The sequence below is a fragment of the Polyangium spumosum genome, assembly GCF_009649845.1.
In the GTDB taxonomy this organism is placed as follows: Bacteria; Myxococcota_A; Polyangia; order Polyangiales; family Polyangiaceae; genus Polyangium; species Polyangium spumosum.
The window spans coordinates 204,771-227,913 of the sequence record NZ_WJIE01000012.1 but is presented as its reverse complement, the minus strand read 5'-3'; the positions used below and the strand labels follow the sequence as shown (position 1 = coordinate 227,913).

Annotated in this window: 22 protein-coding genes; 6 read left to right on the top strand and 16 right to left on the bottom strand. The window is 70.4% G+C overall.

Annotated features, from left to right (window positions below; translation table 11 throughout):
* Window positions 1–257: 257 nt before the first annotated feature.
* The 4 genes from GF068_RS32840 to GF068_RS32825 form a co-directional block, all read right to left on the bottom strand.
* Window positions 258–1,097 carry a 2-oxo acid dehydrogenase subunit E2 gene (locus GF068_RS32840; RefSeq protein WP_153823474.1) on the bottom strand — a complete coding sequence of 280 codons (840 nt, stop codon included), beginning with the start codon at window positions 1,095–1,097 and terminating at the stop codon, window positions 258–260.
* A gap of 39 nt (window positions 1,098–1,136) precedes the next feature.
* Window positions 1,137–2,000, bottom strand: a complete 864-nt coding sequence (locus GF068_RS32835; RefSeq protein ID WP_153823473.1) for a Crp/Fnr family transcriptional regulator — start codon at window positions 1,998–2,000, stop codon at window positions 1,137–1,139.
* Window positions 2,001–2,067: 67 nt separating this feature from the next.
* Window positions 2,068–3,504 (bottom strand): STAS domain-containing protein, encoded by a 1,437-nt coding sequence (locus tag GF068_RS32830; RefSeq protein WP_153823472.1) that lies wholly within the window; start codon window positions 3,502–3,504, stop codon window positions 2,068–2,070.
* A 131-nt stretch (window positions 3,505–3,635) separates the two neighbouring features.
* Window positions 3,636–4,436, bottom strand: a complete 801-nt coding sequence (locus GF068_RS32825; RefSeq protein WP_153823471.1) for a crotonase/enoyl-CoA hydratase family protein — start codon at window positions 4,434–4,436, stop codon at window positions 3,636–3,638.
* A 99-nt stretch (window positions 4,437–4,535) separates the two neighbouring features.
* Here GF068_RS32825 and GF068_RS32820 point away from each other — a divergent pair, with 99 nt between their 5' ends.
* Window positions 4,536–6,101, top strand: a complete 1,566-nt coding sequence (locus GF068_RS32820) for a serine/threonine-protein kinase (RefSeq protein ID WP_153823470.1) — start codon at window positions 4,536–4,538, stop codon at window positions 6,099–6,101.
* Between the two features lie 59 nt (window positions 6,102–6,160).
* On the opposite strand, the gene ybaK is transcribed toward GF068_RS32820, so the two are convergent.
* Both ybaK and GF068_RS32810 read right to left on the bottom strand, forming a co-directional pair.
* A complete protein-coding gene (ybaK, locus tag GF068_RS32815) occupies window positions 6,161–6,634 on the bottom strand; it encodes a Cys-tRNA(Pro) deacylase (RefSeq protein WP_153823469.1) in 474 nt (157 codons plus the stop codon).
* Window positions 6,635–6,671: 37 nt separating this feature from the next.
* Window positions 6,672–7,640, bottom strand: coding sequence for a PLP-dependent cysteine synthase family protein (locus GF068_RS32810; RefSeq protein ID WP_153823468.1), 969 nt, complete (start codon window positions 7,638–7,640; stop codon window positions 6,672–6,674).
* 461 nt (window positions 7,641–8,101) lie between these two features.
* Here GF068_RS32810 and GF068_RS32805 point away from each other — a divergent pair, with 461 nt between their 5' ends.
* Together GF068_RS32805 and GF068_RS32800 are read left to right on the top strand one after the other, a co-directional pair.
* Window positions 8,102–8,683 carry a hypothetical protein gene (locus GF068_RS32805; RefSeq protein WP_153823467.1) on the top strand — a complete coding sequence of 194 codons (582 nt, stop codon included), beginning with the start codon at window positions 8,102–8,104 and terminating at the stop codon, window positions 8,681–8,683.
* The gene (locus GF068_RS32800) at window positions 8,683–10,272 is read left to right on the top strand and encodes an SDR family oxidoreductase (protein ID WP_153823466.1); all 1,590 of its coding nucleotides are present in this window, start codon (window positions 8,683–8,685) and stop codon (window positions 10,270–10,272) included. The genes GF068_RS32805 and GF068_RS32800 overlap by 1 nt, the downstream gene beginning before the upstream one ends.
* On the opposite strand, the gene GF068_RS32795 is transcribed toward GF068_RS32800, so the two are convergent.
* The 6 genes from GF068_RS32795 to GF068_RS44530 all read right to left on the bottom strand — a co-directional run bounded on the left by GF068_RS32795 (window position 10,273) and on the right by GF068_RS44530 (window position 16,051).
* Window positions 10,273–11,442 (bottom strand): PAS domain S-box protein, encoded by a 1,170-nt coding sequence (locus GF068_RS32795; RefSeq protein ID WP_153823465.1) that lies wholly within the window; start codon window positions 11,440–11,442, stop codon window positions 10,273–10,275.
* A gap of 142 nt (window positions 11,443–11,584) precedes the next feature.
* Window positions 11,585–12,385, bottom strand: a complete 801-nt coding sequence (locus GF068_RS32790; RefSeq protein ID WP_153823464.1) for a glucose 1-dehydrogenase — start codon at window positions 12,383–12,385, stop codon at window positions 11,585–11,587.
* 7 nt (window positions 12,386–12,392) lie between these two features.
* Window positions 12,393–13,280: a DUF1295 domain-containing protein gene (locus GF068_RS32785; protein WP_153823463.1), complete on the bottom strand. Its 888-nt coding sequence runs from the start codon at window positions 13,278–13,280 to the stop codon at window positions 12,393–12,395.
* Between the two features lie 28 nt (window positions 13,281–13,308).
* Window positions 13,309–14,256 (bottom strand): serine O-acetyltransferase, encoded by a 948-nt coding sequence (locus GF068_RS32780; protein ID WP_153823462.1) that lies wholly within the window; start codon window positions 14,254–14,256, stop codon window positions 13,309–13,311.
* Between the two features lie 8 nt (window positions 14,257–14,264).
* Entirely contained in the window at window positions 14,265–15,251 is a 987-nt protein-coding gene (cysK, locus tag GF068_RS32775) for a cysteine synthase A (RefSeq protein WP_153823461.1), read from the bottom strand.
* Window positions 15,252–15,469: 218 nt separating this feature from the next.
* The gene (locus tag GF068_RS44530; RefSeq protein ID WP_206079595.1) at window positions 15,470–16,051 is read right to left on the bottom strand and encodes a hypothetical protein; all 582 of its coding nucleotides are present in this window, start codon (window positions 16,049–16,051) and stop codon (window positions 15,470–15,472) included.
* Between the two features lie 228 nt (window positions 16,052–16,279).
* Here GF068_RS44530 and GF068_RS32765 point away from each other — a divergent pair, with 228 nt between their 5' ends.
* Window positions 16,280–16,555 (top strand): hypothetical protein, encoded by a 276-nt coding sequence (locus tag GF068_RS32765; RefSeq protein WP_153823460.1) that lies wholly within the window; start codon window positions 16,280–16,282, stop codon window positions 16,553–16,555.
* A gap of 10 nt (window positions 16,556–16,565) precedes the next feature.
* On the opposite strand, the gene GF068_RS32760 is transcribed toward GF068_RS32765, so the two are convergent.
* On the bottom strand, window positions 16,566–17,123 hold the full coding sequence (locus GF068_RS32760) for a hypothetical protein (protein ID WP_153823459.1): 558 nt from the start codon (window positions 17,121–17,123) through the stop codon (window positions 16,566–16,568).
* A gap of 113 nt (window positions 17,124–17,236) precedes the next feature.
* Here GF068_RS32760 and GF068_RS32755 point away from each other — a divergent pair, with 113 nt between their 5' ends.
* Window positions 17,237–18,571, top strand: coding sequence for an ATP-binding protein (locus GF068_RS32755; RefSeq protein ID WP_153823458.1), 1,335 nt, complete (start codon window positions 17,237–17,239; stop codon window positions 18,569–18,571).
* Here GF068_RS32755 and GF068_RS32750 read toward each other — a convergent pair.
* The gene (locus tag GF068_RS32750; protein ID WP_153823457.1) at window positions 18,564–19,757 is read right to left on the bottom strand and encodes a hypothetical protein; all 1,194 of its coding nucleotides are present in this window, start codon (window positions 19,755–19,757) and stop codon (window positions 18,564–18,566) included. The genes GF068_RS32755 and GF068_RS32750 overlap by 8 nt on opposite strands.
* 127 nt (window positions 19,758–19,884) lie before the next feature.
* On the opposite strand from GF068_RS32750, the gene GF068_RS32745 reads away from it, so the two are divergent.
* Window positions 19,885–21,528 carry a DUF2169 domain-containing protein gene (locus GF068_RS32745; protein ID WP_153823456.1) on the top strand — a complete coding sequence of 548 codons (1,644 nt, stop codon included), beginning with the start codon at window positions 19,885–19,887 and terminating at the stop codon, window positions 21,526–21,528.
* Here the strand turns inward: GF068_RS32745 and GF068_RS32740 are convergent, their stop codons facing one another.
* Both GF068_RS32740 and GF068_RS32735 read right to left on the bottom strand, forming a co-directional pair.
* On the bottom strand, window positions 21,529–22,587 hold the full coding sequence (locus GF068_RS32740; protein ID WP_153823455.1) for a S41 family peptidase: 1,059 nt from the start codon (window positions 22,585–22,587) through the stop codon (window positions 21,529–21,531). It abuts the gene before it with no gap.
* Window positions 22,588–22,596: 9 nt separating this feature from the next.
* Window positions 22,597–23,142: a DUF3540 domain-containing protein gene (locus GF068_RS32735; RefSeq protein WP_153823454.1), complete on the bottom strand. Its 546-nt coding sequence runs from the start codon at window positions 23,140–23,142 to the stop codon at window positions 22,597–22,599.
* Between the last annotated feature and the right edge of the window lies 1 nt (window position 23,143).

The window sequence follows — 23,143 nt, the reverse complement described above, 5'->3', positions numbered from 1 at the left end:
CGCCTGCGCCGCTGCCGCCCGCGCCGCCCGCGCCGCCGCTGCCGGGGCCCGCGCCGCCGCTGCCTGGGCCCGCGCCGCCCGGCCCGGTGCTACCGGGGCCCGTGCTGCCGATGCTTATCGTGCCCGAGGAGCCGCCCGCGCCGAGCTCGCTGCCCTCGGCGCACGCAAGAAACACGAAGGGAAGGGTGAGGAGTGCAAAAAAGGGAGAAGTCGTGCCGCGCCACATGGACGCAGAGTAGAGCCCGTCCGCCCCGGCGTCACCCGCCGTTCGTCGCGTGTGCTTCGGGCGCGTCGCTCGTCGCCCACGGGGCCTTCGTGAGGCCGTCGAGCGTCCAGGGCTCCTCGAAGCCCTTGCGCAGCACCTTCGCGAGCTGGCCGAGCTGCGCGCCGTCGATGAAGCGATGATCCACCGTGGCGGTGATCGTCACGAGGGGCCGCGGGACGACCTTGCCCGCGACGACCGCAGGTTGCTCGCGCACCGCGCCCACGAGGAGCAGCACCGGCACGCGCGCGAACGGCGTCGGCGGGGCATACCCCTCGTCCACGCCGAACGCGCCCACGTTCGTGATGACACACGAGCCAAACGGGAACGGCTCCAGCCCAAACGCCGCGACGCCGAGCGCGCCCGTCAGAAACCCCGTCGTCCAGAGCACGGGCCTCAGGAGGAACGTGGGCAAGGCCCGCACGATGCCCTTGCTCTTCTCGAAATCGGCGTCCTTGCCGCCGCGCAGCTTGCCCGCGCCCTCGGCGAGGGCGCTGGCGATGTCGGCGATCGATTTCTCGTCGGCGCGCGTGATCTTCGTCTTCGCGAGGTCACGCCCGTCCTCCAGCGCGACGAGGAACGTCACGTCCACCGTCTCGTGCGGGACGTACCTGCCGAAGACGATGCGGCCATTCAGCCCCGGCGCGCTCTTCATGGCCATCGCCGCGGCCTTGCCGACGATGTGGCCGACCGTGACCTTCTGCCCGGTCGTCTTCCGCAGGTGCTCGACGTAGGCGACCGCCTCGCCTGCGTCCATGACCAGCTTGCCGTAGATGTTGCCCTCGCGCGGCGAGGACCATGTGGCAATGGCGAGCTTGCGCCTCGTCGAGTTCATCTCTTCCCCCGGGGAATGAAGGTCCCTGTTCGCTCTCGATTACACCACGAAATCGAGCATCTGCACACGGGTCAGGTGCTCGCCGAGCTTCTTCGCGTACTCCTCGATGAGCAGGTCGAGCTCGACGAGCACCGAGCCCTCGCCCGCCTGCTGCACCTTGCCGCTCACCGGGATCTCGTCGTTCGGGATCACCAGCACGAAGCTCACCTCGTCGCCCGGCTTCACGTCGGGCAAGGAGACGAGCTCCAGGAAGCGGTCCGACATCGCGCTCACCGGGACGAGCACGCCCGTGTCGAGGCGGACCGACGTCGAGAGCGCGTAGGCCGGCGTGACCATGTAGTGGGCGCGCCGGTTGCGCTCGATCAGCGTGTCGAGCGTGTCGCACACGGCCCGGCTGATCGGCGTCTCCTCGGCCTCGAGCACGCGATCACGCAGCTCCTTCATGGCCTTCTGCGTGCGGATGATGTTCGCCCGCATGTCGTCCAGGCGCATCGCGTCGCGGTGGACCTTCTGCGCCACGATCTTGAGCAGGTTGTGATAGAAGGGGAACGCGACGTCGCCGTGGCTCTCGAAGAACCGCATGAGCGCGACGACGCCGATGCGGTAGAGCTCGGACGCCTCGGTCGCGACGGCGCGGGTGTTGCGGTAGAGCCCGGTCAACGCGCCGAGCTCGCCGATGGGCGCGGGGGGCGCGAGGCGGAAGCGGACCTCGCCCGCCTGCTCCAGGGCGATGCCGCCGGTCACGAGCAGCCAGAAATGTTTCGGCTCGGTGCCGGCCTCGAAGAGCACCTCGCCGGGCGCGAGCGTGACGCGCTCGAGGTCCGAGAGCAGCTCGGCGAGGTGTGCCTCGGTGATGCCCTCGAAGAGGGGGATCGCGTGGAGATCGGCGGGTCGAATCGTCATGGCAGTCCTTGTCGCCGCGGCGCGGGGTGCGAATCCTCGCACGAATGCGCGCGTTTAGCGAGAGGACTCAGCGCGCGCGTCGGCGGGCGGAATCTCCGGTACAGAAGCGCAGCGCGTCCTTCAGGCTGCGCAGCGTGCGCGTCTGCGAGAGATCCACGCCGAGCCCCACGATCGTCTCGGCGACCGAGGGCCGGATCCCGGTGATGATCCCCTCGCAGCCGAGCAGCCGCACGGCGGCGGCCACGCGGACGAGGTGCTCCGCCGTGGACGCGTCCACGGCCTCCACGCCCGTGAGATCGAGGATCACGAAGCGCGCCTGCCTGTGCACGACCGCCTCGAGCAACACCTCGAGCATCTGCTCGGCCCGCGCCGCGTCGAGCGCGCCCACGACGGGCACCACGAGCACGTCCTGCCAGACCTCGATGATCGGCGTGCCGAGCTCGGCGATCGCCTGCTTCTGCGACTCGATCAGCGCGAGCTGCTCCGTGAGCTTCACCTGGAACAGGTGCTGCTCCGTCGCGTCCTCGGTCGCCGCGCACGCGCCGATGATCTCGCCGAACGGATCGTGGATCGGCACGAACCGCGTGCGGATGTGGACGTCGCCGAGGTCGCGCTCGACGATGTGCTCCTCGCCCGCGAGCGCGCGCTTCATGTCCGCCACGAAGTCCGGCCGATCCCCGTAGACTTCGAAGAGGTCCTTGCCCACGAGCTCCGCCGAGACCCCGAGCCGCGCGCCGAGCGCGCCCGCGAGCAGCGTACACGACCCGCTCTCGTCGAACGCCCAGATGCAGATCGGCAGGCGATCGACGCAGTCCGCGAGGACCTTCGACTTCTTCGAGAGCTGGAGGTTCGCGCCGAAGTTCACCGAGATCGACTGGAGCCCCTCGACGACGCCGCTCGCGTCGAGGCGCGGCGTGTACACGTTGAGCCAGTGCGCCTTCTCGGAGACGTCCTCGTAGAAAAAACTCTCGCCGTCGAGCGTACGCTTCACGACGGCGTGCGCCGCGGATCCCGGCGGATACGCGTCGAAGATGTTCATCCCCACCATCTGCCCGGGCACGAGGCCGAGCAGCGCGAGGCCCTTGCCGTCCGACACGAGGATCTTGCCCTCCGTGTCGCACGACCAGATGTTCGCCTCCATCACGCGGAAGCAGTCGTTCAGGATACGCGCCTTGCGCTCCTCTTCCTCGTCGCGGTAGGCCTCGGCCGAGGCCCAGAGCGTCTGCGCGTCCGCCCGCCAGAACGAGAGCCTCGCGCGCTCGTGGCCTCCCCGCGCGAGGCGCACGTCGATCCCCTGCGTCGCCTCGCCGCCGAGGGCCCGCGCGCGCGCCGCGGCGAGCGCCGATCGGTCCTCCTCGTGCACGCGCGTGTCGAGCGCGCCGCCGCCCACGCGGGCCTCCCATGCGGCGTTCGTCACGAGCGCCTCGCCGGAGGACGACACCAGCGCGAGCGGCGTCGGGCAGCCACGGAGCAACGTCTCTGCTGGGGGCAAGTCCATTCGCATCGAAGTGTCCTCCCTCCAGGACCCACGTCGCCGCGCCTCCCCCCGGCGCGGCGCGTTTGGCCCCTCCTCGGCTCCATCGTGCGCCCGCTCCTCGTCCGTTCGCAACGAAGAAGCGGCGCGTGTCGGGCCGGTTATTTGCCGGCGAAGCGGGGAGCGCGCTTCTCCACGAACGCCGCCATGGCCTCGCCGAGGTCCTCGGACGCGAGGAACGCCGCGTTCCAGGCCGCGACGTAGGCGAGCCCGTCGGCGACCGACTTGCCCTCGCCGTGATCGAGCACGGCCTTGACGCCGCGCACCGTGAGCGGCGGGTTCGCCGCGATCGCGAGCGCGAGCTTGCGGGCCCCTGCTTGCAGCGCCGCGGCGTCGTCGAAGAGCTCGTTCACGAGGCCGATGGAGAGCGCGCGATCGGCCGGCAGGTCCTTGCCCGTGTACGCGAGCTCCCGCACGAGCCCTTGACCGAGCAGGCGCGGCAGGCGCTGCAAGCTCCCGAGGTCCGCCACGATCGCGATCTTCGTCTCGCGCACCGAAAAGTACGCGTCACGCGTGGCGAGCCGGATGTCACACGCGGCCGCGAGATCGAGCCCTGCGCCGATACACGGCCCCTGCACGGCCGCGATCACGGGCACGGGGCAAGCCGCGACCGCGTCGAAGCCGCGCTGGTACCGCTGGATGAGCCGGAGGAGCTCCATCCGCTCGGCGGCGCCGCCGCCCCCGAGGTGCGGGCCGAGATCGGCCATCGCGGCGCGCAGGTCCAGGCCAAACGAGAACGCCTTCGCGGTCGACTGCACGACGACGGCGCGCAGGCCCTTCTCGACGGCGAGGCGCCCGAACAGCGCCTCGAGCTCGAGGAAAAGCGCGGGCGGCATCGTGGGCTTCTGCAGGGTGACGGTGGCGATCGTTTCGGAGATGTCCAGGGAGACGAACTCACTCATGCGGCTGAAGCTACCAGAGGAGGCCGGCCGTACGTCAGCGCCTGGGCATCACGGCTCCCACTTCACCGCGCTGCCCGGGACGTCGTATGCTCCGGGCCGATGGCCCAGGACGTCTTCGGGATCGCCGGCACGACGCAGGGCCCCTTCACCATCGAAGAGGCGGTGGCCGAAGGGGGGTTCGGCGTCGTCTACCGCGCGCTGCACGGAGCGTTCCGCGCCCCCGTCGCGCTCAAGTGCCTGAAGATCCCCACGATCCCGGAGGACCTGCGCGCCGGCTTCCTCGAGCGCTTTCGCGAGGAGGCCGAGATGCTCTTCCGGCTCTCGGCCACGATCCCGGAGGTCGTGCGCCCGCTGCATTACGACGTCATCACCCTCGACAGCGGCCTCATCGTGCCCTTCATCGCGCTCGAGTGGCTGGAGGGGCGCACGCTCTGGTCGCTCATCGAGGAGCGCGCCGCGGAGGGCCTGCCGCCGCTTGGTTACCTCGAGGCCGCGCGCCTGCTCACGCCCGTCGCCCGCGCCCTCGAGATCGCCCACAACTTTCCGGGGCCGCAGGGGCCCATCTGCGTCGTGCACCGCGACATCAAGCCGGCGAACATCTTCCTCGCGGTCGTCCACGGCGCCGAGTACGTGAAGATCCTCGACTTCGGCATCGCCCGCGCCCGCGACGCCGCCTCCGTGATGGCCGGCGAGATGACGCAGACCGACGCGGCCCAGCCGCTCGCGTTCACGCCTCGTTACGGCGCGCCGGAGCAGTGGGCGCCGAAGCGCTTCGGCACGACGGGCCCGTGGACCGACGTCTGGGGCCTGGGGCTCGCGTTCCTCGAGACCATCGCGGGCCGCGTGGTCATCGACGGCGACGCGGTGGCGATCATGGGCACCGTGCTCGACGAGAAACACAGGCCCACGCCGCGGAACGAGGGCATCGCCGTGCCCGACGCGCTCGAGGCCGTCTTCCGCCGCGCGCTCGCCGTCGATCCCCGCGAGCGCCCCGCGAGCGCCGGCGCCTTCTGGGACGAGGTCGAGGCGGCCCTCGGTATCGCGCCGCGCCTCTCCGCGCCGAGCGCGCACCGCTCGGGCACGATGCGCGCGCCCGTCGTCGAGGCGCAGCCGGGGGAAGCGCGCCGCGCCTCGGGCTCGATGCGGGCCGTCTCCGCGCCGCCGGCGAGCCTCGACGTCGCGTCGACGATGCTCGCCGACAGCCCGGCCGAGGCCGGGGGCCGGATCTCGCGTGTGCCCGAGCCACCCGCGGCGAGGGACCCGGGCGCGGCGCTCTCGGCGGCGATCGACGTCGACTGGGGCGCGAGTGGGCAGCGCCGATCGAGCGCGTCGTTGCCTGCGGTGCGTGTGGATCCGGCGCCACCTCCGCCGAGCGGGCGGGTCTCGTCGGCGCCGAAGTCGCGCGTGTCGTCGGTGCCGCGGGAGCCTCTTCCGAGCGTGACGAACGAGCCGGCGCCCGACGTGCGCACGATGCTCGGCGGCCCTGTGGCGCTGGCCGGCGCGGGTGTCGTCCTGCGTGTGCTCGATCAGATCGCGGGAGCGCTCTGGCTCGGGGGAGAACGCGTGGCGCTCGGGCCGCTGAAGCTGGCCTACGCCGCGGCCCTGCTCATCGGCGCGGGTGCGCTGCTCGCCCTGGCGCGGCTGCTCCGGCATCTGACGCGATAGGGGTGCTGCGCGTCGTGAAGGCGCCGCTGGAGAGCGAGCGCTGCAGCTCGCGTGAACGCCTACATGCCCCGCGCGATCGACGCGAGCTTCCCCTTCACCACCCGCACGTAATCGGCCGGCGCGAGCAAAATCTGAAGCCCCCGCACGCCCGCCGAGACGCTCACCACGTCGTGCAGCTCGATCGTCTCGTCGACGATCACCAAAAACTCTTTTTTGCCGCCGATCGCCGTCACGCCGCCGCGCACGTACCCCGTGAGCGGCTGCACCTCCTTCAGCGGCACCGTATCGACCTTCCGATCCCCCGTGGCGCGCGCCAGCGCCTTCAGGTCGAGCTCGTCATTGCCGGCGAGGACCGCCATTAAGACCCCCGCGCGATCCCCTCGACAAACGAGCGTCTTCCAGACCTGCTCCACCGGCAGCCCGATCTTCTCGGCCACCGTCCCGGCCCGCAGATCCTCGGGATCCACCTCGTACGCGCGGAGCTCGTACGAAATGCCGAGCGTATCGAGCAACCTCACCGCATTCGTCTTCATCGGTCTTCGCTTGGGGCCTACGCTCGGACGAGCCGAGCTACGCCCCCAAACCCCCTGTACTTCGAACGGCCTCGTCCGGCGACAGATCCTGGAACATGTCCGTCGAGAAATACCGCTCCATCCGGTCGCAGAGCACCGTCGCGATGTCGTGCCCCGGCCCGAGCTTGCGCGCGAGCATCCGCGCGCCCGCCAGGTTCAGCCCGCTCGACGGGCCGACCGGGAACCCTTGCAGCACGAGGTCCCGCGCCGCGCGAATGGCCTCCGCGTCCGGCACGGGCAACGAGACCACGCCCCCCACCGCGTCCTCGTCGAGGATCTGCGATAGCCCCTCCACGACGCCCGGGATCCCACCGCAGATCTCCGGCTGCCCCGCAAAACACACGCCCCGCTCGGGCCGAGGCCGGCCGATCGCCGCCTTTTGCCCCGCCTCGACCAGCGCCCGCGCAATGCCCATGAGCGTGCCGCCCGTCCCGACGCCCGCGACGAACCCATGGATCGTGGTGCCGACCTGCGCGATGAGCTCCGGACCCGTCGTGCGCTGGTGGGCGAGGGCATTCTGAGGATTCTCGAACTGGCGAGGCCAGAAGACACGCCCGTCCTCCTCGGCCAGGCGCCGCGTCTCCTCGATCGCGCCAAGCACGCCGAGCTGTCGCGGCGTGAGCACGACCTCGCCGCCATAACGACGGATGATGAGCAGGCGCTCGCCGCTCACCCCCTCGGGCATGACCGCGCGGAACCGCACGCCGATCATGGCGCACGCCATGGCAAACGCGATCGACGTCGACCCACTCGACGCCTCGACGACGATGCTGTCCTCCCGGAGCGCCCCACACTCGACCGCGTGGCCAAGGATGAAGCTCGCGATCCGATCCTTGGTGGACCCACTCGGGAGCATGTACTCGAGCTTGATCCAGAGGGTACAGCCCGTCTCCTCGTCCCGGAGCGGGACCGTGGGCGTGCCCGCCGCGAGCCGCGCGAGCCAGGCCTTCATCGAGCGTCGGAGCATGGGGCGAGGCTAGCCGAGGTCGCCGCGGTTGTCCCGGGCCGCCGCACCGGGGCGCCGCCCCGGACCCCGCGGGGGCTACGCGCCCCTCGACCCGCGCCAGGGCAAGCCCTGGACCTCAGGGGGGAAAACTGCGCTACGCGCAGTTTACCCCACAGGCCGACGAACAAGCCACGGTGCCAGCAGAACCAGCAGCGCGGCTGTCTTGGTTGGCAGGGTCGTCGTTGGTCTTGACTGCGGCTGTTCGATGAACTGCGCGGAGCGCAGTTCATCGACTTTCGGTCCAGGCCGTGCCTGGTCCAGGTCCAGGGGCGGACAGCCCCTGGTGGGGTCTGGGGCAAAGCCCCAGCAGCGCAACGGCGTCGTCCCCGAGACCCCGTCCCGGACGCGCCCGACGGCCGAGCCGATCCGCTCCCCTCCAAACCGGCTGGCCAGCGCCTCCGAACCATGTATCCTCCGCCGCGATGCGCCACAGCGCTCTCGTTCGGCTCGTTTGCTCGTGCCTTGGGCTCGCCGCGGGCCTCGCCACGACCGCGGCGCGCGCCGACGAGGCGCTCCCTTCGCCTGATCCGCCCGCGCAGAGCCGCGGCAACCAGCGCCAGGCCAAGAATTTCGTGGGCATCGGCCCGCTCTTTGGCCTCACGGGCCACGTCGATGGCCCTCCGGTCGGCGCCCTCGGCTTCGAGCTCTCGTACGTGCGATATCCCGTGAGTGCGTTCGGCTTCGGCCTCGGCGCCTTCGCGCAGGCCCAGACCGTCGGGTTCTCGCACGGGCGCTGGGCCATCGGACCGCAGATCAACTTCATGATGTTCGGCGCCGAGATCGGCGCGTTCGTCGAGGAGGGCTACGGCAAGCGCGCCACCACCATCGGCCTGCATGCCTCGCCCTTCGTCTCCATTGGCTTCTTCTCCGCGGCCTTCCGGATCGGCGTCCCCGTCAGCGCCCTCTCCGAAGGGACCCCGTACGGCCTGGATCTCGGGCTCATCTGCGCCTTCAAGGCGCCCATCCCCCTCGACGGCCAGCTCTTCGGGCTCGCATTCCATTGATGATCGACGACATCGAAGACGAACGGGACGAACAGGACGAGAGCGATTCCAAGGCCCCGGAGAGCGCTCCTTTCACGAGGGACGAGCTGCGCGTGGCCATCGCGGTCCTCGAGGCGATCACCCGGGATCGGGCCGTCCTCGCGCACGTGCCGCGGGAGGCGCGTGTGCGGCTGCTCGAAGCGGCCGGCCGGGTCTCGCGGCCCGATCGGGCCGAGCAACGCCGCCTCGCGAAGGCGCTCCGCCGCAAGGATCGCCTCGCCGTGAAGGCCGAGGACGCGGCGCTGCTCGACGCGACCGGCATTCGCGCCGCCCGCCGCGCCCCCGTCTTCCAGACCCCGCCGCCGGGTTTTCCGGCCTTGCCGGGCCCTGCGGAGAGCCCGCCGCCGGGCGAGCTCAGTGACGCGCGCAAGTGTTACGTCTGCAAAGCCGAGTTCCGGGCGGTCCATTTCTTCTACGATCAGCTCTGCCCGCCCTGCGCCGAGCTCAATTACCACAAACGCACGCAGACGGCCGACCTCCGGGGCCGCGTCGCGCTGGTGACCGGCGCGCGCGTGAAGATCGGGTATCAGGCAGCGATCCTCCTGCTCCGCGCTGGCGCGCGGGTCGTCGTCACCACGCGTTTCCCCCACGACGCCGCGCTCCGTTATGCCCGCGAGAGCGATTACGAGGCCTGGGCCGACCGGCTCGAGATTCACGGCCTCGACCTGCGCCTCACCCCGAGCGTCGAGCGGTTCGCCCGTCTGCTCGAGGGGCACCTGCCCCGGCTCGATTTCATCATCCACAACGCCTGCCAGACCGTGCGCAGGCCGCCGGGCTTCTACGAGCACCTCCTCGAGACCGAGCTGAAATCCCCCGATCGATTGCCCCCCGAGGCGGGCCGCCTCGTCGCGCGCCACGAGGCCGAGCGCGCGGCGTCACGGGCGTTTGCCCGGGCGAACGAGGCCACGCTCGCGCCTCGCGCGGGCTCGCTCGCCCTGTTCGAGGACCCGGTCGCGCTCTCGCAGATCCCGCTCACGGCCGAGGATCACGCCCTGCGCGGCCGGGTGGACCTCTTCCCGCGGGGCGCGCTCGACGCGGACCTGCAGCAGGTCGATCTACGCGACAGGAATAGCTGGCGCCTCGCGCTCGCGGAGGTGCCCACCCTCGAGCTGCTCGAGGTGCACCTCGTCAATGCCATCGCGCCGTTCGTGCTGAGCAGCAAGCTCAAGGGCCTCATGACGCGGCACCCCTCGCGCGACAAGCACATCGTCAACGTCTCGGCGATGGAGGGGCAATTCTACCGAGAGCACAAGACCGACAAACACCCGCACACGAACATGGCCAAGGCCGCGCTCAACATGCTCACGCGCACCTCGGCGCAGGACTACGTGAAGGACGGGATCCATATCAACAGCGTGGATACGGGCTGGGTGACGGACGAGGACCCCGCCGAGATCGCGGCCCGCAAGCAATCGGTGCACGGCTTCCATCCGCCGCTCGACATCGTCGACGGCGCCGCGAGGATCGTGGACCCGATCTTCGAAGGGTTCACCACGGGCACCCACGCGTGGGGCCAATTCTTCAAAGATTACAAGCCGACGCCGTGGTGATCACCCGGCGCGCGCCGCGCGGATCGCGTGGCGGAGCGCGTCGCGGAGCGAGCCGAACGTCTTGACGGAGAGGGGCACGTCGAGCTCGACGAGCGTGCGCGCCATCGCGGGCCCGAGGCCCGAGACCAGGCATTCGCTCCCGACGAGACCGGTGGCGCGGATCATGTCGCCGATGTGCGAGGCGATCGACGCGTCCATCGTCGACGCGCCCGTCAGATCCAGGATCGCGAAACGCGCGCCGCTCTTCACGATGGCCTCGAGCAAGCTCTCGGTCATCCTGGCCGCGCGCGCGGGGTCGATCCCGCCGACGATGGGCATCGCGAGAACGCCCTGCCACAGATCGAGGACCGGCGCCGAGAGCTGCTCGATCGTGGCGGCCTGCGCGCGCTCGCGCTCGCGGATCTCGGCCTCCGCCTTCAGGCGATCCGTCACGTCGTTCACGAGCGAGGCGACACCCACGACCTGGCCGTCCTCGTCGAGCAGCGCCGTATTGGTCCATTCACACGTGATCGTGCGGCCGTCCCTGGTCACGTTTTCATTGACGGCGTGCACCGGCCCCCTCGCTTGCTTGATTTGCTCCCAGATGTCGGCCACGTACGGGCGGACCTCCGGGGACACCATGAGCTCCTGGCCGTGCTGACCCTGCGCCTCCTCGCGGGACCAGCCGAAGATCGACTCCGCGGCCGGGTTCCAGTCGACGACGCGGAAATCGGTGTCCCACTCGATCATGCCGAGCGGCGCCTGCTGGAAGTGGAGCGCGAGCCGCTGCTGCGAGCGCGAGAGCGCCTCGCGCATGCGCTTCTGCGCCGTCACGTCGATGCCGACGCCGTAGAAGTACTTGAACGAGCCGTCGTCGTCGAAGATCGTCCTGCCGTGCCACTCGACGAGCAGCTCCCGGCCGCTCCGGGTGAGGACGCGGTTCTCGTTGTACGTCGTGCCCTGCGCCGAGCGGAGCTCCGCGAAGACCTCGCGGAGCATCTCGTGATCCCGGACCGGGACGAACATCGTCGCGTAATCCTGGCCGATGACCTCGTCGCGTGTATACCCGAGCGCGCCGAGCATGGTGCCATTCATGAATACCGTGCGGCCGGCCCCATCGAGCCCGACCACGAATGTCGGCGACGTATCCAGGATCTCGTGCGCAAGGTCGTGTTCCGCGACGTCCGTCATGGTAGTGGCGCCGCGCGCTGTTTTCAGAGCCCGGGCAGCGATGCCACGCTACCCGAGATCCGTCACCCGAGCAAGGCTCGTCACCCGCGCCAGGCGCGTGGGGCAGGCCCCAGGAGCGCGCGACATTCCATTCCGAGCGCGCTCACGTGACGTCTTCGAGCCCGCCCGACATCGGATAGGGCCACGTGCTCGCGGGCGCGCCGCCGTCGACCTCCAGGATCTTCCCCGTGATCCACGACGACGCCGGCGAGGCCAAAAAGAGCACGGAGGCCGCGATGTCCTCCGGCGTGGCGAGCCGGCCCATCGGCGTCTTCTCCGTCATGCGCGCGAGCAGATCACCCGCCCCGACGAACGCCTCGAGCGCGTCCGTCATCGTGGCGCCCACCGCCAGCGCGTTCACGCGCACCCGCGGCGCCCATTCGTGCGCGAGCAGCCGCGTCATGTGGTTCAGCGCGGCCTTCGCGGCCCCGTACGCGACGAACCCCGTGTCCACGCAATGGCTCATCGCCGACGAGATGTTCACGATCGCCCCGCGCGTCCGCGCGAGGTGCGGCGCGGCGCCCCGCGAGAGGTGCAGCGCCGACACGACATTGAACCGGTACGCCTCCACGAATTCGTCGTCCGTCAGCGCGAGCGCGATCCGCGGCGGATACCCTCCCGCGTTGTTGACGAGCACGTCGAGCCGGCCGAACGCCTCGAGCGCGCGCGCGAGCAGCCGGTCGAGGTCCGCCGCCGCCGTCACGTCCGTCGGCACGACGAGCGCGCGCCGCCCCCGCGCGCGGACCTCCTTCGCCGCCTCCTCCAGCACGTCCTCGCGGCGCGCGGCGAGCACCACGTCCGCGCCCGCCTCGGCCAGCGCGATCGCCGAGCCGAGCCCGATCCCGCGGCTCGCGCCCGTGACGATCGCGACCTTGTCGGTCATCCGAAAAGCATCGAGGATCATGTCTGGCTCACCCTTTGGCCTTCCTCGGCAGGCGCGGAAAGAGCGCCGGCACGCGTGTCATGTGATCGGCATACCCCGGCCGCCGCGCGACGGACCGCCTGTCCATCAGCGGAATGCTGATGAACACGAAGAGGCACGTGATCCACGCGGGGCCGATGAGCGGATATCGGACGCCCGGATCCGCGGCGAGGGCGAACAGGAAAAGCCCCCACCAGAACGTGATCTCGCCGAGGTAATTCGGGTGCCGGCAATAAGCCCACACGCCCGTGTCGAGGATCCTCCCGGGCACGTCGTTCGTCCTCCGGAACACGCGGAGCTCGTCGTCGGCGCGGGTCTCCAGGGCGATCGCGCCGGCCGTCACCACGAAGGCCGCGGCGTCGACCCACGAGAGCGGCCGCGTGCCCGCGGCGAGCGCCGGGAAGAGGGACAAACAGCCGAGGAAGACGCATACCGTCGGCATGAAATGCAGGCCGAGGAAGCTCACGAGCCAGTAGGCGCGCCCCGTCGTGCGCCGCAGATCGACGTACCGGAAATCCTCGTGGCCGAGCCCGTTCCAGCCGCGCGCCCAGTTCCACGTCAGCCGCGCGCCCCACGCGAGCACGAGCGCCGTGACCACGATGCGCCGCAGCGCCGGCGCGCCCGCGGACTCCGGGGAGAGCGCGATCGCCGGCGCGATCACCATCGGCGCGACGCTCCAGTAAGGATCGTACACGCTCGAGTTGTTGCAAAACACGCTCGCCGCGAAGACGACCACCGTCGCCGCCGCGTCCGCCGCAGCGAACGCCAGGATCGACGAATGCCCCGGCGTGAGCGCGCGGTACACGAGCCATCCCACGACCGCGCCCGCGACGTACGCGAGCGCCACGATTGCGAAGTCCTTCGATCGGTTCCGCATGATGACGATATCGATGAGGGGTGAACGGTCAGATCTCGAAATCGGCCGGATACTCGTCGTCCCCGGGCTGGCTGCCCGCGGCGATGACCCGCGTCTCCGGCGGCTTGACGGCGACGCGCGAGCGCTTCGGGATGCCCCGGGTCAAGAAGACCGAGCCGCCGACCACGCTGCCTTGCCCCACCACGGTTTGTCCGCCGAGCACCGTCGCGTTCGCGTAGAGCGTGACGGAGTCCTCGACCGTCGGGTGGCGCTTCTGGTCACGGATGACGCGGCCGCGCTCGTCCTTCGGGTGCGAGATCGCCCCGAGCGTCACGCCCTGGTAGACCTTGACGTTCCCGCCGATGTGGCTCGTCTCGCCGATGACAACGCCCGTCGCGTGATCGATGAAGAAGCTCTTGCCGACCGTCGCGCCGGGGTGGATGTCCGCGCCGCTCTGCGAGTGCGCCCACTCGCTCATGATACGCGGCATGAGCGGCACGCCGAGCACGTAGAGCTCGTGCGCCACGCGGTGCACGGTGATGGCGAGCAGGCCCGGGTACGAGAGGATCACCTCGTCCAGGCTGCCGGCCGCCGGGTCGCCGTCGTAGGCCGCTTGCACGTCGAGCAGGAGCGTGTCGCGGATCTCCGGCAGGCGGCTGAGCAGCCGGCACGCGATGTGCCGCCCGTACTCGGCGCAGGCGCCGGCCTCGTTGCCCTGCGACTCGCTCGCCCAGCAGAGGCATTTCTCGATTTGCGTGGCGAGCTTCTCGCGCAGCGTCGAGACGAGCGTGACGACGTGGTACCGAAGGTTGCCCTCCGTGAGGTCCTGCCGGCCGTAATAGCCGGGGTAAAAGACCTGGAAGAGGAGCTCGATGATCTCGAAGATCTCCTCGCGGGAGGGCAGGTACTTCTTGCCGATGTAGTGGCCGCGCCGGTCACGCTCGTAACTCGCGAGCAGCCCGTCCACGACTTTGCCGAGGCCGTTCTCCGCTGCCATCACGGACCCTACGAAGACGCCGTCGCCTTCTCCACGCCCTCGAACATGCCCTCGAAGAGCGCCGTCGAGAGGTACCGCTCGCCGGCGTCGGGGAGCACGGTCACGATCGTCTTGCCGTCGAACGCGGGATCGTTCGCGAGCCGCAGCGCCGCGACCATCGCCGCGCCACACGAGATGCCGCTCAGGATGCCCTCCTCGCGCGCGAGCCTGCGCGCCATCGTGATCGACTCGTCGTTCGACACGGCCTCCACGCGGTCCACGAGCGACAGATCGAGGTTGCGCGGGATGAAGCCCGCCCCGAGCCCCTGGATCTTGTGCGGCGCGGGCTTGAGCTCCTGGCCGGCGAGCGTCTGCGTGATGACGGGCGAGTGCACGGGCTCGACGGCGACCGTGAGGATCTTCTTGCCCTTCGTGTTCTTGATGTACCGCGACACGCCCGTGAGCGTGCCGCCCGTGCCGACGCCGCTGACGAAGACGTCGATCGCGCCGTCGGTGTCCTCCCAGATCTCGGGGCCCGTGGTGGTCTCGTGGATGGCCGGGTTCGCCGGGTTCTCGAACTGCTTCATCAGCACGTACTTGTCGGGCTGCGTCGCGGCGAGCTCCTCGGCGCGGGCGATCGCGCCTTTCATGCCGAGCGGGCCGGGCGTGAGGATGATCTGCGCGCCGAGCGCGACCAGCACCTTGCGCCGCTCCATGCTCATCGTCTCGGGCATCGTGAGCACGCAGGTGTAGCCACGCGCCGCCGCGGCGAACGCGAGCGCGATGCCGGTGTTGCCGCTCGTCGCCTCGACGAGCGACATGCCGGGGCGCAGGACGCCGCGCTCCTCGGCGTCCCACACCATCGCCGCGCCGATGCGGCATTTGACCGAGTAGGCCGGGTTCCGACCCTCGACCTTGGCCAGCACGGTCGCGCGCGCGCCCGCCGTCAGGCGGTTGATCTTGACGAGGGGCGTGCGCCCGATGCTGCGTGAGTTGTCTTCGTAGATACGCGCCATGGGGCGCCGACTCTACCACGCTCGCCACGCCCCTGCGCCTCCGTCTCGACCCTCTCGGAGACGCTCGCGACCCTCTTCGAGGAGGGTCCGGTCCCCCGCCCAGGCGCCCTCGACCGTCTCCGAGACCGTCTCGACCCTCCCCGAGGACGGTCTCGTCCCCCACCGAGACGCGCTCGTCTCGCGCGGGCGGGGGGACGGGGGCTGAGGGAATCGGCTCGTTACTGGCAGAACTCCTGCGTGCACGCCCCGCCGAGTGGCGCGCAAATCCCGCAGCTCTCGTTGCAGCAGTACGTGCCGGGGCCACAGACGTTGTCCCCGCAGCGCTCCCGCCCTGGCCCGCTCGGGTTGCTCCTCAGGCAGCCACAGCCGCACCCGTCGGAGAAGGGCCTCGAACCCGCCTCGCACCGGAACAGAATGGCCGCGCACCGGGCTGGGTCCCGTGAGACATAACGGCGCCGCGGGTTGTTGCAGGTGCCATACGCCGTCGGCCGTCCCCGGACGCACACGCCGATACAATCCGCGCCGCCCCGCTCCGGGTCGCAGCCGTCTCCCGGCAGATCGACACAACGCAGGCCGGCAGGGCAGCGGAACCCCGCGAATCCTCCGCATCGCGGGAGCCGCGCGTAGGGCTGCGTCGAGAGCTCGTCCTCCGCGGCGGCGAGGTCCGCCTCTCCCTCCGCCGCCGCGACGGGGAGCTCCGCGTCGAGCTCGTCGTCCGTCGGCTCGCCGGCCACGCACGCGCTCCCCAGGATCGCGGCGCCGAACGTGAGCCCGAGAAGGGCCAAACCTCTGGTCCACATACGAACCTCCTCCGGGGCAGCGCTCGCGGAGACGAGCGAATCCCCCCATTTCCTCCGTCGAGCACGGCCCGTACCGCGCGCCCCGCGTGCATTCGGCGCCCGGGTGATCAGAAACGTCACAGCAAAAGCTCGATAGGCGCGAGAAATCGGGCGAGAGAGAAGCGCCGAATCACGCGCCCTTCCATTGACACGGCATTCCGTCACCCAAGGAAACGATCGAGGTGAGCCATGAGCAAACGAGGGTGGGGGCGAAGGATGGCAGGGTTGACGGGCGTGATTTGTCTCCTCGCGGGGGCGGCGTACGCCGAGACGCCGGGCGTGGAGAATGAAGCGCGCCCGGAGACCGCGGAGGCGCGTAGCCCCCTCGCGACGGAGCCGACCCTGTGCGCGAGGTGCATGCGCGGGTGCTTGCGCGGCGATTATCGATGGTGGCCGTTCAACTGTGAAGAGCTCTGCGCGGTGCTGCTCTGCAGGCCCGAGCGCAGGGCCGCGCTCGAGCGGTGAGGGGCGCGGCTCAGTCCTGACGCGGGCCCTTCGGGGCAGGCGGCGCGGCGGCCCCGAACGCCGCGTTGCCCTGGAAACACGTGACCGACCTGTCGTCCGGGTTCGGGCTCCACGGGCTGTAACGTGTCACCGAGACGGGCGCCTCGAGCATCGTGAGCCCCTCGGGCGTGGTGACGTGCGCGGTCAGCGTGTGGAGGACGTCGTCGGCGAGCAGGCGGCTCGCGACGACCTGGAAATTGGCGCTGAAGGAGCCGTCGCTCCCCAGGTGACACCACCCCTCGGCAATCGAGAGCGGCGCAATGACGGCGCAGACCGCCCCCGCCGGCGCGCGCATGACGCAGGCCTCGCCTTCGGGGGCGATATGGATGCACGGCCTGCCGTCGAGGAAGAGCTCGATCCGCTCGGGGTCCTGGCCTCCGGGGATCGAGCCGGGATCGTCGAGCCGGACGCCGAGGCTGGTGAAACAGGCGGGGTCCGGCGTGACCACGGAGGCCTGTGGCTCGGCCTGGGAGCCGAACGAGACGAGCAGCGCGGCGGTCGTGACGAGGAGCGTTCCGTGTCCGTACATGTCCCCTCGGCATACCAATTCCCATGCCGCTTCCGTCCGAAAGACCCCGCACGCTCCTTGCCGTTTGACAGGCAGGCGCGTGAGCGCTTTCATCCCGCCGCTGGAACACGAAGATGCCCGAACCCGCCTCGCAGCTCCTCCCGTACGACCAGATCAAGCAGCAGCTCGACGCCGGCGCCGTCGCTTGCCTCGCGCCCGCGGGCCCGGAGCTCGTGAACGCGCACTTGCCCGCGATCTCCTACAAGAAATCCACGATCACGGTCGAGCTCGCGTTCCAGCGCCTGCCGCGGGAGGCGTTTTTCCCGATCGTCGACGTGCTCGCGCAGTATTTCCGGTACTTCACGGAGCTCCGCCGCAGCTATTTCGGCGTGACCGTCGTCGCGGACCATCACAGCCCCTTCGATCGCCGCCTCGCCGAGAAGCGCAAGCCGGGCGAGGGGCCCGAGCTGCCGCCGCCGATGAAGGTGACGTTCCGCTTCGATTCGAAGGGGCACGGCGCGGTGTTTTTCGAGAAAGAGGCGCTGCTCCTGCAGGAGGAGGTCAACTGTATCCTCGACGTGCTCCGGCGGTATGCCCTCCACGCGGAGGGCGCGGCGGGCGCGAGCTCCCCGCAGCAGAAGCTCGCCGAGCTCGGCGCCGTGGTCTTCGAGGCGAGCCCGGCGTTCTCGGCGGACCGGATCGCCGGCTACGAGCGCACGAAGCGCGACGTCGAGCAGACCATCGTGCTGCCGCTCCTCCACCCCGAGATCTTCATGGCCGTCGGCGAGATGGCCCGCACGCGGCCGGGCGCGAGCGTGCCACGCGCCGTGCTCTTCGAAGGGCCACCCGGCACGGGCAAGACCACGATGGCGCGTGTCATCGCGAGCCAGAGCGGGATCCCGCTCGTCTACGTGCCCGTCGAGTCGATCATGAGCAAATGGTTCGGCGAGTCCGAGAAGAGGCTCGACGCGATCTTCGACCGGGCGGGCGCGCTCCCGCGGAGCATCGTCTTCCTCGACGAGATCGACGCCTTCGCCGGCTCGCGCGACCGGGCGATGCACGAGGGGACGCGGCGCATCCTCTCGGTGTTGCTCCGCCAGATGCAGGGGCTCGTCGATACGAGCAACGTGGTGGTGATTGGCGCGACGAACCGCAAGGACGACCTGGATCCGGCGCTCCTCAGCCGTTTCAACCTCTTCGTCCATTTCCCGCTCCCGGACGCGGGCGAGCGGGCGGCCATCCTCGCTTATTACGCGAAGCACCTCGCGCCGGAGGAGCTCGGCGCGCTCTCGGCGAAGACGGAGGGTCGATCGGGGCGCGAGCTCGAGGACGCGTGTGGCGTGGCCGAGCGGATGTGGGCGTCGCACATCATCGCGACGAACGCGAGCGTGACGCCGCCTCCGGTGGAGACGTACGCCACGGCGTTCCGGCTGAAGTTCCGATTGTCGGGGGGAGAGGGGTCTACTTGACCTTCGGGCAGGCGCCGAGATCGGCTTCCTTGAATTTCTTGCCGGTCTCGATGTCCTTCTTCGTCTCGTCGATCTGGCCCTGCGTGGCGTCCTTGACGGGCGCCCAGGCCGCGTCCTTCGTGGCGAAGTCGGTGAACATCACGAGGGCGTTTTGCTCGAGCTCGAGCTGCTTCTGGAGCGCGGCGACGTAGGCGTCATCGGCGCCCGTGAGCGCGCCGCAGCCGCTCGTGAGCTGCTCCAGCGTCACGCTGGCCGGGTCCTTCTTGTACTGGTTGACGAGCGCGTCGTACGCCTCGGCCGCCTGGGTGCGCGCGCCCATGGCGAGCACGCCCGCGGCGAGGCGCTGGTTGCGCGCGAGCTCGTACTGGGCGAACGCGAGCGGGGGCTCTGCGCTCTTGAAGAGGCCGTCCTTCGCGGAGTTCACGAACATGAACGTGTAGGGGGCCGTGAGCTCCGTCGACGTCGTCTTCAGCGGCAACGCGGCGACCTTCGGCTGCAGGCACGCGGCAACAAGCGCGCCGGCCGGGTCCGCGGGGGGCTCGATCGTCACGGCGGGCGCGGCGGTCTGCGTGAGCTTGATCTGCGCCTTGAAGAAGGCGGGATCGGCGTCCTTCCACGGCGCGTAACAATCACAGAAGCCGGCCTGCGCGAGCCGGATCGTGCCGGCCACGTCGGAGGCCTCGCTGACGCCCATCCTCACGGAGGGCATCACGCTGGCGATGTGCTTGTATTGCACCTCGGCGTTCACGTTCGCCGCGGCCTGGGCCTTTTTCTCCCAGTCGGGGGCCGTGGCGGCGAACCTGTCGACGGCGGCCTTGATGCATTGCTCGCCGGCGGGCGTGACGTTCTGGCCCGTGATGGCGTGCGCGAGCTTGCCGCCCGCGAGGGTGGTCTTGAGGGTGAGGCTCGTCTCGTCCGCGGGCCCGCGGTTCTTCGGGTCGACGAGGCATTCCATGACGAGCGGCCGGGCCGCGACGAGCACGCCGGTGAGCACCTCGCCGTTGATCTTCTCCGGCAGGGCGGGCGCTTGCTGGAAACAAACGCCGAGATCGACGGGGTTGATGTTCACGACACGTTGCTGCGTCGAGACGGGGCCCGTCGGGCCCTCGCCGGTCTGCGATGCGCCACCACACCCGAGCCCGAGGCCGAGGGCGAGGAGCGGTAGAGCTTTGCGGAGGTGGATCATGGCTTCTTCCAGGTGTTCTTGCCGGCGTCCTGCCGGCGGGCGCGGAGCTTAGCGGAAGGGCTTGGCGGGGCACAAGTCCGGGGGAACCCTCGCGCGCACGGCCAGGCTCGTGGTACGCTGCCGCCCGATGGCCCTTGCTGCCCACTGGCCCGTCCCCATCACGACCGTCGGACCGTCGAAGGGGGGAACGACCGTCTTCCGCCACGCCGGAAAGCTGCACCTCACGTGCGTGCTCAAGGCCACGTTCACCTTCGTGCCCGACGCGCCGATGTCGTCCACCACGCCGGAGGACCTCTTCCGCGCCGAGGCGCACCACCGCGACAACCCGACCCGCAGCATTCGCGCCACGAGCGACGTCGTGCCGCACCTGCCGCGCGTCGACGTGGTGCTCTCGGGCCACGCCTGCGCGCCCGCGGGGACCACCGTGACGCGGCAGATCGTGCGCCTCGGCGTCTTCCACGGCCGGGCCCTGCTCGACAAGACGCTGCACGTCTATGGCGAGCGCAAGGGCGCCGAGATCACGCCCTTCGACAAGATGCCCCTCGTGTACGAGCGCGCCCTCGGCGGCATCGGGTTCCGGCCGAACCCACACGGGACGGGCAAGGCGCCCGGCTCCGCGCCGCCGAACGTCGTGTACCCGAACGACGGGAGCCTCGTCGCGGGCTTCGGGCCCATCTCGCGCGCGCTCTCGCAGCGCAAGTCGCTGCTCGGCCCCCTCTCGCCGATGGCGCTCGATCAGCCCGTGCCCGATCTGCCGGCCGATTTCGATTGGTCCTATTTCCACGCCGCGCCGCCCGATCAGCAGATCGAGTCGCTCGTGGGCAATGAATGGATCGTGCTCGAAGGGCTCCACCCGGAGAAGACCCGTATCTCGTCGCGCCTGCCCTCCGCGCGTGGGCTCGTGACGCTCTTCGGCCTGGCGCCGGACGCGCCCGAGGCCGCCCGCACGATCCCGCTCCGCTCCGATATCCTGCGGATCGACGCCGATACGCTGCGCTGCTCGCTCGTCTGTCGCGCCGTCGTGCCCCTCGACGACGAGCGGGCCCTCGGGACGCTGCGGATCGTCGGCGGAATCGAGACCGAGGGCCGCCCCCTCGCGCACCTCTTGACCCCGCCGCCGGCGCTCGCGCAAAAAAAAGGAGGGCCCGTGCACATCACGATCGACGATCTGGCCACGACCACGGCCCGCAGCGATACGTGGACGCGAGGCGGACACGACTCGACGATGGTGCTCGAAGACGCGACGAAGGGCCCGCACGAGGTCGTGCCGTTCGCGCAGAAGCCCGACCGCGAAAACCCGATGGAAGGGACGTACGCCCTCGACGGGGACGCGGCGGTGGTCGCGCAGCAGAAGCCGGCCATCCCGTTTGCCGGCGGGCCCAAGGCCCCTTCGCCCTCGTCCCCGGGGGCGCCCATTCCGGGCGCGCCCTGGTCCAACGTCCCCGTCGAAGCCGCTCCGGCGCCGATCGTCGAGGAGGCGACGCGCGCCCTCTCCCTCACGTTCGATCTCGATTTCGTCGAGGTGGTCGAGGAGCCGCCGCCCCCGCCGCCCGTGGCCCCGCCAAACCCGGCGCCGGCCCCGCCGAAAGAGCCCGCGGCCGCGGCGCCCCCGCCTCTGCCGCCGCGCCCCGTGAAGACCGACCCCTGGGCGAGCGCCCCTGCGGCGCCGAAGGTCGAGGTCCCGAAGCCGCCGCCGCCGCGGATGCCGCCGAAGCCGGCGGTCAACAAATCGCTTTATGGTGGGTTCGGCCCGCCGAAGAAGAAGAGTTAGTCAGGACGAACGGGCGCGGGCCGCGTCACACGCGGCCGCGAGCCAAGCGGGGCCGAATTCGCCTTCGAGCGCGATATCGGGCTCGACGCCGACCCCGTCGATCGGGGCCCCGCCCGGCCCGGAGCAACACGCGGCCGTGCGATAATCGAACGAATCCTCCGCGGCCGGGACGAGGCGCTGCGCGCTGCCCTTTCCGTGGGTTCGCCTGCCGAGGATCGACGCGCGACCGTGGGCCTTCAGGCACGCGGCGAGGACCTCCGCGGCCGAGCCAGTCCCGCCGTCGACGAGCACGACGAGCGGCATCGTGTACGCCGCCGGCAGCTCGGCGCGGCGGACGAGCTCGTCCCCTTCGCCGTCCTCGATCCGGACGATCTCCGCGCCCTCGTCGAGGAATGACGCCGCCCACGTGATCACGGCGTCGAGGTCCCCGCCCGGACAACCCGTGAGGTCGAGGACGAGCGCCCGCGCGCCTGCGGCTTCGAGCCGACGCGCCGCCACGTGGAAGCGGCTCGTGATGTCCGTGGTGACGAGCGCGACCCGCACGTAGCCGACCGAATCGTCGAGCTTCTCGGCCGTGAGGGGCGCCGCGCTCGTGCGGCCGAGGATGGCGTCGCCGAGGGCGGCGGCGCGCGCCGACGAGACGGCGTCCGGCGCGGCGGCGACGGGGGAATGTGCGTACGTGTAAAACACGTTCACGGCGCTCGGGACGACGACCGCGCCGAGGGCGTTGTTCCCGGTGTTGCCGATCGTCGGGCAGGTGAGGTTGATGGCGGGCATCTTGTCGACGAAGACGATCGGATTGCCCATGACGTACTTGCCCGGGCCCTTCACGGTCCAGTGCGCCGTGCCCGGCTCGTCGCCCGAGGTCATGGCGATCATCGACCCGAGGTTCAGCGCGTGGACGCCCGAGACCTTGACGATCGGCGAGAACACCGAGGCCTGGGCGTTCATCGCGATGTTGGGATACGGGATGGGGACGGGGCCGACGGGCGTGGGCGTGAGGCAGACATCCGGAAACCCGAGATTCATCCCGACGCCGCGGTTCGATGCGGGGAGCATGATCGCCTCCTAGCCCAGGTGGACTTCCTTGCCGTTGATGGAGACCTTCTCTTCCGTGAGGATCGTCGCGCTCTTCGATTGCGAATGGCTCGATCCCTCGACGACCGTGTGCGTTTGTCCGGCCTGCACACTGAGCAGCTCCGTGACGCGCTGGCGCAGCGTGGTGAAGGCGTGGACGACCTCGGAGGCGATCATGCGGATCTTCTTCGTGGTCACGGCGAGCTCGGGGGAGCTGATCTCGACGCCGCGATCCGCGGCGATCCGGAGCGTGCCCGCGGCGCGCAGCTCGGCGTCGGCGGGGAAATGCAGGACCGCGGGGCCCTGTCCGCGCACGACGCCGATGATCCAGTGGCCCTCCTCGTTGCCGATGACGAGCACCTCGTCGCCCGGCGTGGGCTCGTAGGCGTACGCGAGGGCGAGGCGCGCGTGGACCTTGCCGCCTCGCGGGAGGTCGACCTCGATCTCGGCCGGGCGGGCGGCCGCGACCGTCGCCGGGCCGAGGTAGAGGCCCCTGTCCGCGGATTCCTCGAAACGCAATCGCGCCACGTTCGACATC

Coding starts and splice junctions, on each gene's coding strand:
- GF068_RS32765 (WP_153823460.1), top strand. CDS start 16,280: ATGAGCAAACGAGGGTGGGGGCGAAGGATGGCAGGGTTGACGGGCGTG.
- GF068_RS32820 (WP_153823470.1), top strand. CDS start 4,536: ATGGCCCAGGACGTCTTCGGGATCGCCGGCACGACGCAGGGCCCCTTC.
- GF068_RS32790 (WP_153823464.1), bottom strand. CDS start 12,385: ATGATCCTCGATGCTTTTCGGATGACCGACAAGGTCGCGATCGTCACG.
- GF068_RS32745 (WP_153823456.1), top strand. CDS start 19,885: ATGGCCCTTGCTGCCCACTGGCCCGTCCCCATCACGACCGTCGGACCG.
- GF068_RS32760 (WP_153823459.1), bottom strand. CDS start 17,123: ATGTACGGACACGGAACGCTCCTCGTCACGACCGCCGCGCTGCTCGTC.
- GF068_RS32785 (WP_153823463.1), bottom strand. CDS start 13,280: ATGCGGAACCGATCGAAGGACTTCGCAATCGTGGCGCTCGCGTACGTC.
- GF068_RS32735 (WP_153823454.1), bottom strand. CDS start 23,142: ATGTCGAACGTGGCGCGATTGCGTTTCGAGGAATCCGCGGACAGGGGC.
- GF068_RS32750 (WP_153823457.1), bottom strand. CDS start 19,757: ATGATCCACCTCCGCAAAGCTCTACCGCTCCTCGCCCTCGGCCTCGGG.
- GF068_RS32795 (WP_153823465.1), bottom strand. CDS start 11,442: ATGACGGACGTCGCGGAACACGACCTTGCGCACGAGATCCTGGATACG.
- GF068_RS32800 (WP_153823466.1), top strand. CDS start 8,683: ATGATCGACGACATCGAAGACGAACGGGACGAACAGGACGAGAGCGAT.
- GF068_RS44530 (WP_206079595.1), bottom strand. CDS start 16,051: ATGTGGACCAGAGGTTTGGCCCTTCTCGGGCTCACGTTCGGCGCCGCG.
- GF068_RS32830 (WP_153823472.1), bottom strand. CDS start 3,504: ATGCGAATGGACTTGCCCCCAGCAGAGACGTTGCTCCGTGGCTGCCCG.
- GF068_RS32825 (WP_153823471.1), bottom strand. CDS start 4,436: ATGAGTGAGTTCGTCTCCCTGGACATCTCCGAAACGATCGCCACCGTC.
- GF068_RS32840 (WP_153823474.1), bottom strand. CDS start 1,097: ATGAACTCGACGAGGCGCAAGCTCGCCATTGCCACATGGTCCTCGCCG.
- GF068_RS32780 (WP_153823462.1), bottom strand. CDS start 14,256: ATGGCAGCGGAGAACGGCCTCGGCAAAGTCGTGGACGGGCTGCTCGCG.
- GF068_RS32755 (WP_153823458.1), top strand. CDS start 17,237: ATGCCCGAACCCGCCTCGCAGCTCCTCCCGTACGACCAGATCAAGCAG.
- ybaK (WP_153823469.1), bottom strand. CDS start 6,634: ATGAAGACGAATGCGGTGAGGTTGCTCGATACGCTCGGCATTTCGTAC.
- GF068_RS32835 (WP_153823473.1), bottom strand. CDS start 2,000: ATGACGATTCGACCCGCCGATCTCCACGCGATCCCCCTCTTCGAGGGC.
- GF068_RS32740 (WP_153823455.1), bottom strand. CDS start 22,587: ATGCTCCCCGCATCGAACCGCGGCGTCGGGATGAATCTCGGGTTTCCG.
- GF068_RS32810 (WP_153823468.1), bottom strand. CDS start 7,640: ATGCTCCGACGCTCGATGAAGGCCTGGCTCGCGCGGCTCGCGGCGGGC.
- GF068_RS32805 (WP_153823467.1), top strand. CDS start 8,102: ATGCGCCACAGCGCTCTCGTTCGGCTCGTTTGCTCGTGCCTTGGGCTC.
- cysK (WP_153823461.1), bottom strand. CDS start 15,251: ATGGCGCGTATCTACGAAGACAACTCACGCAGCATCGGGCGCACGCCC.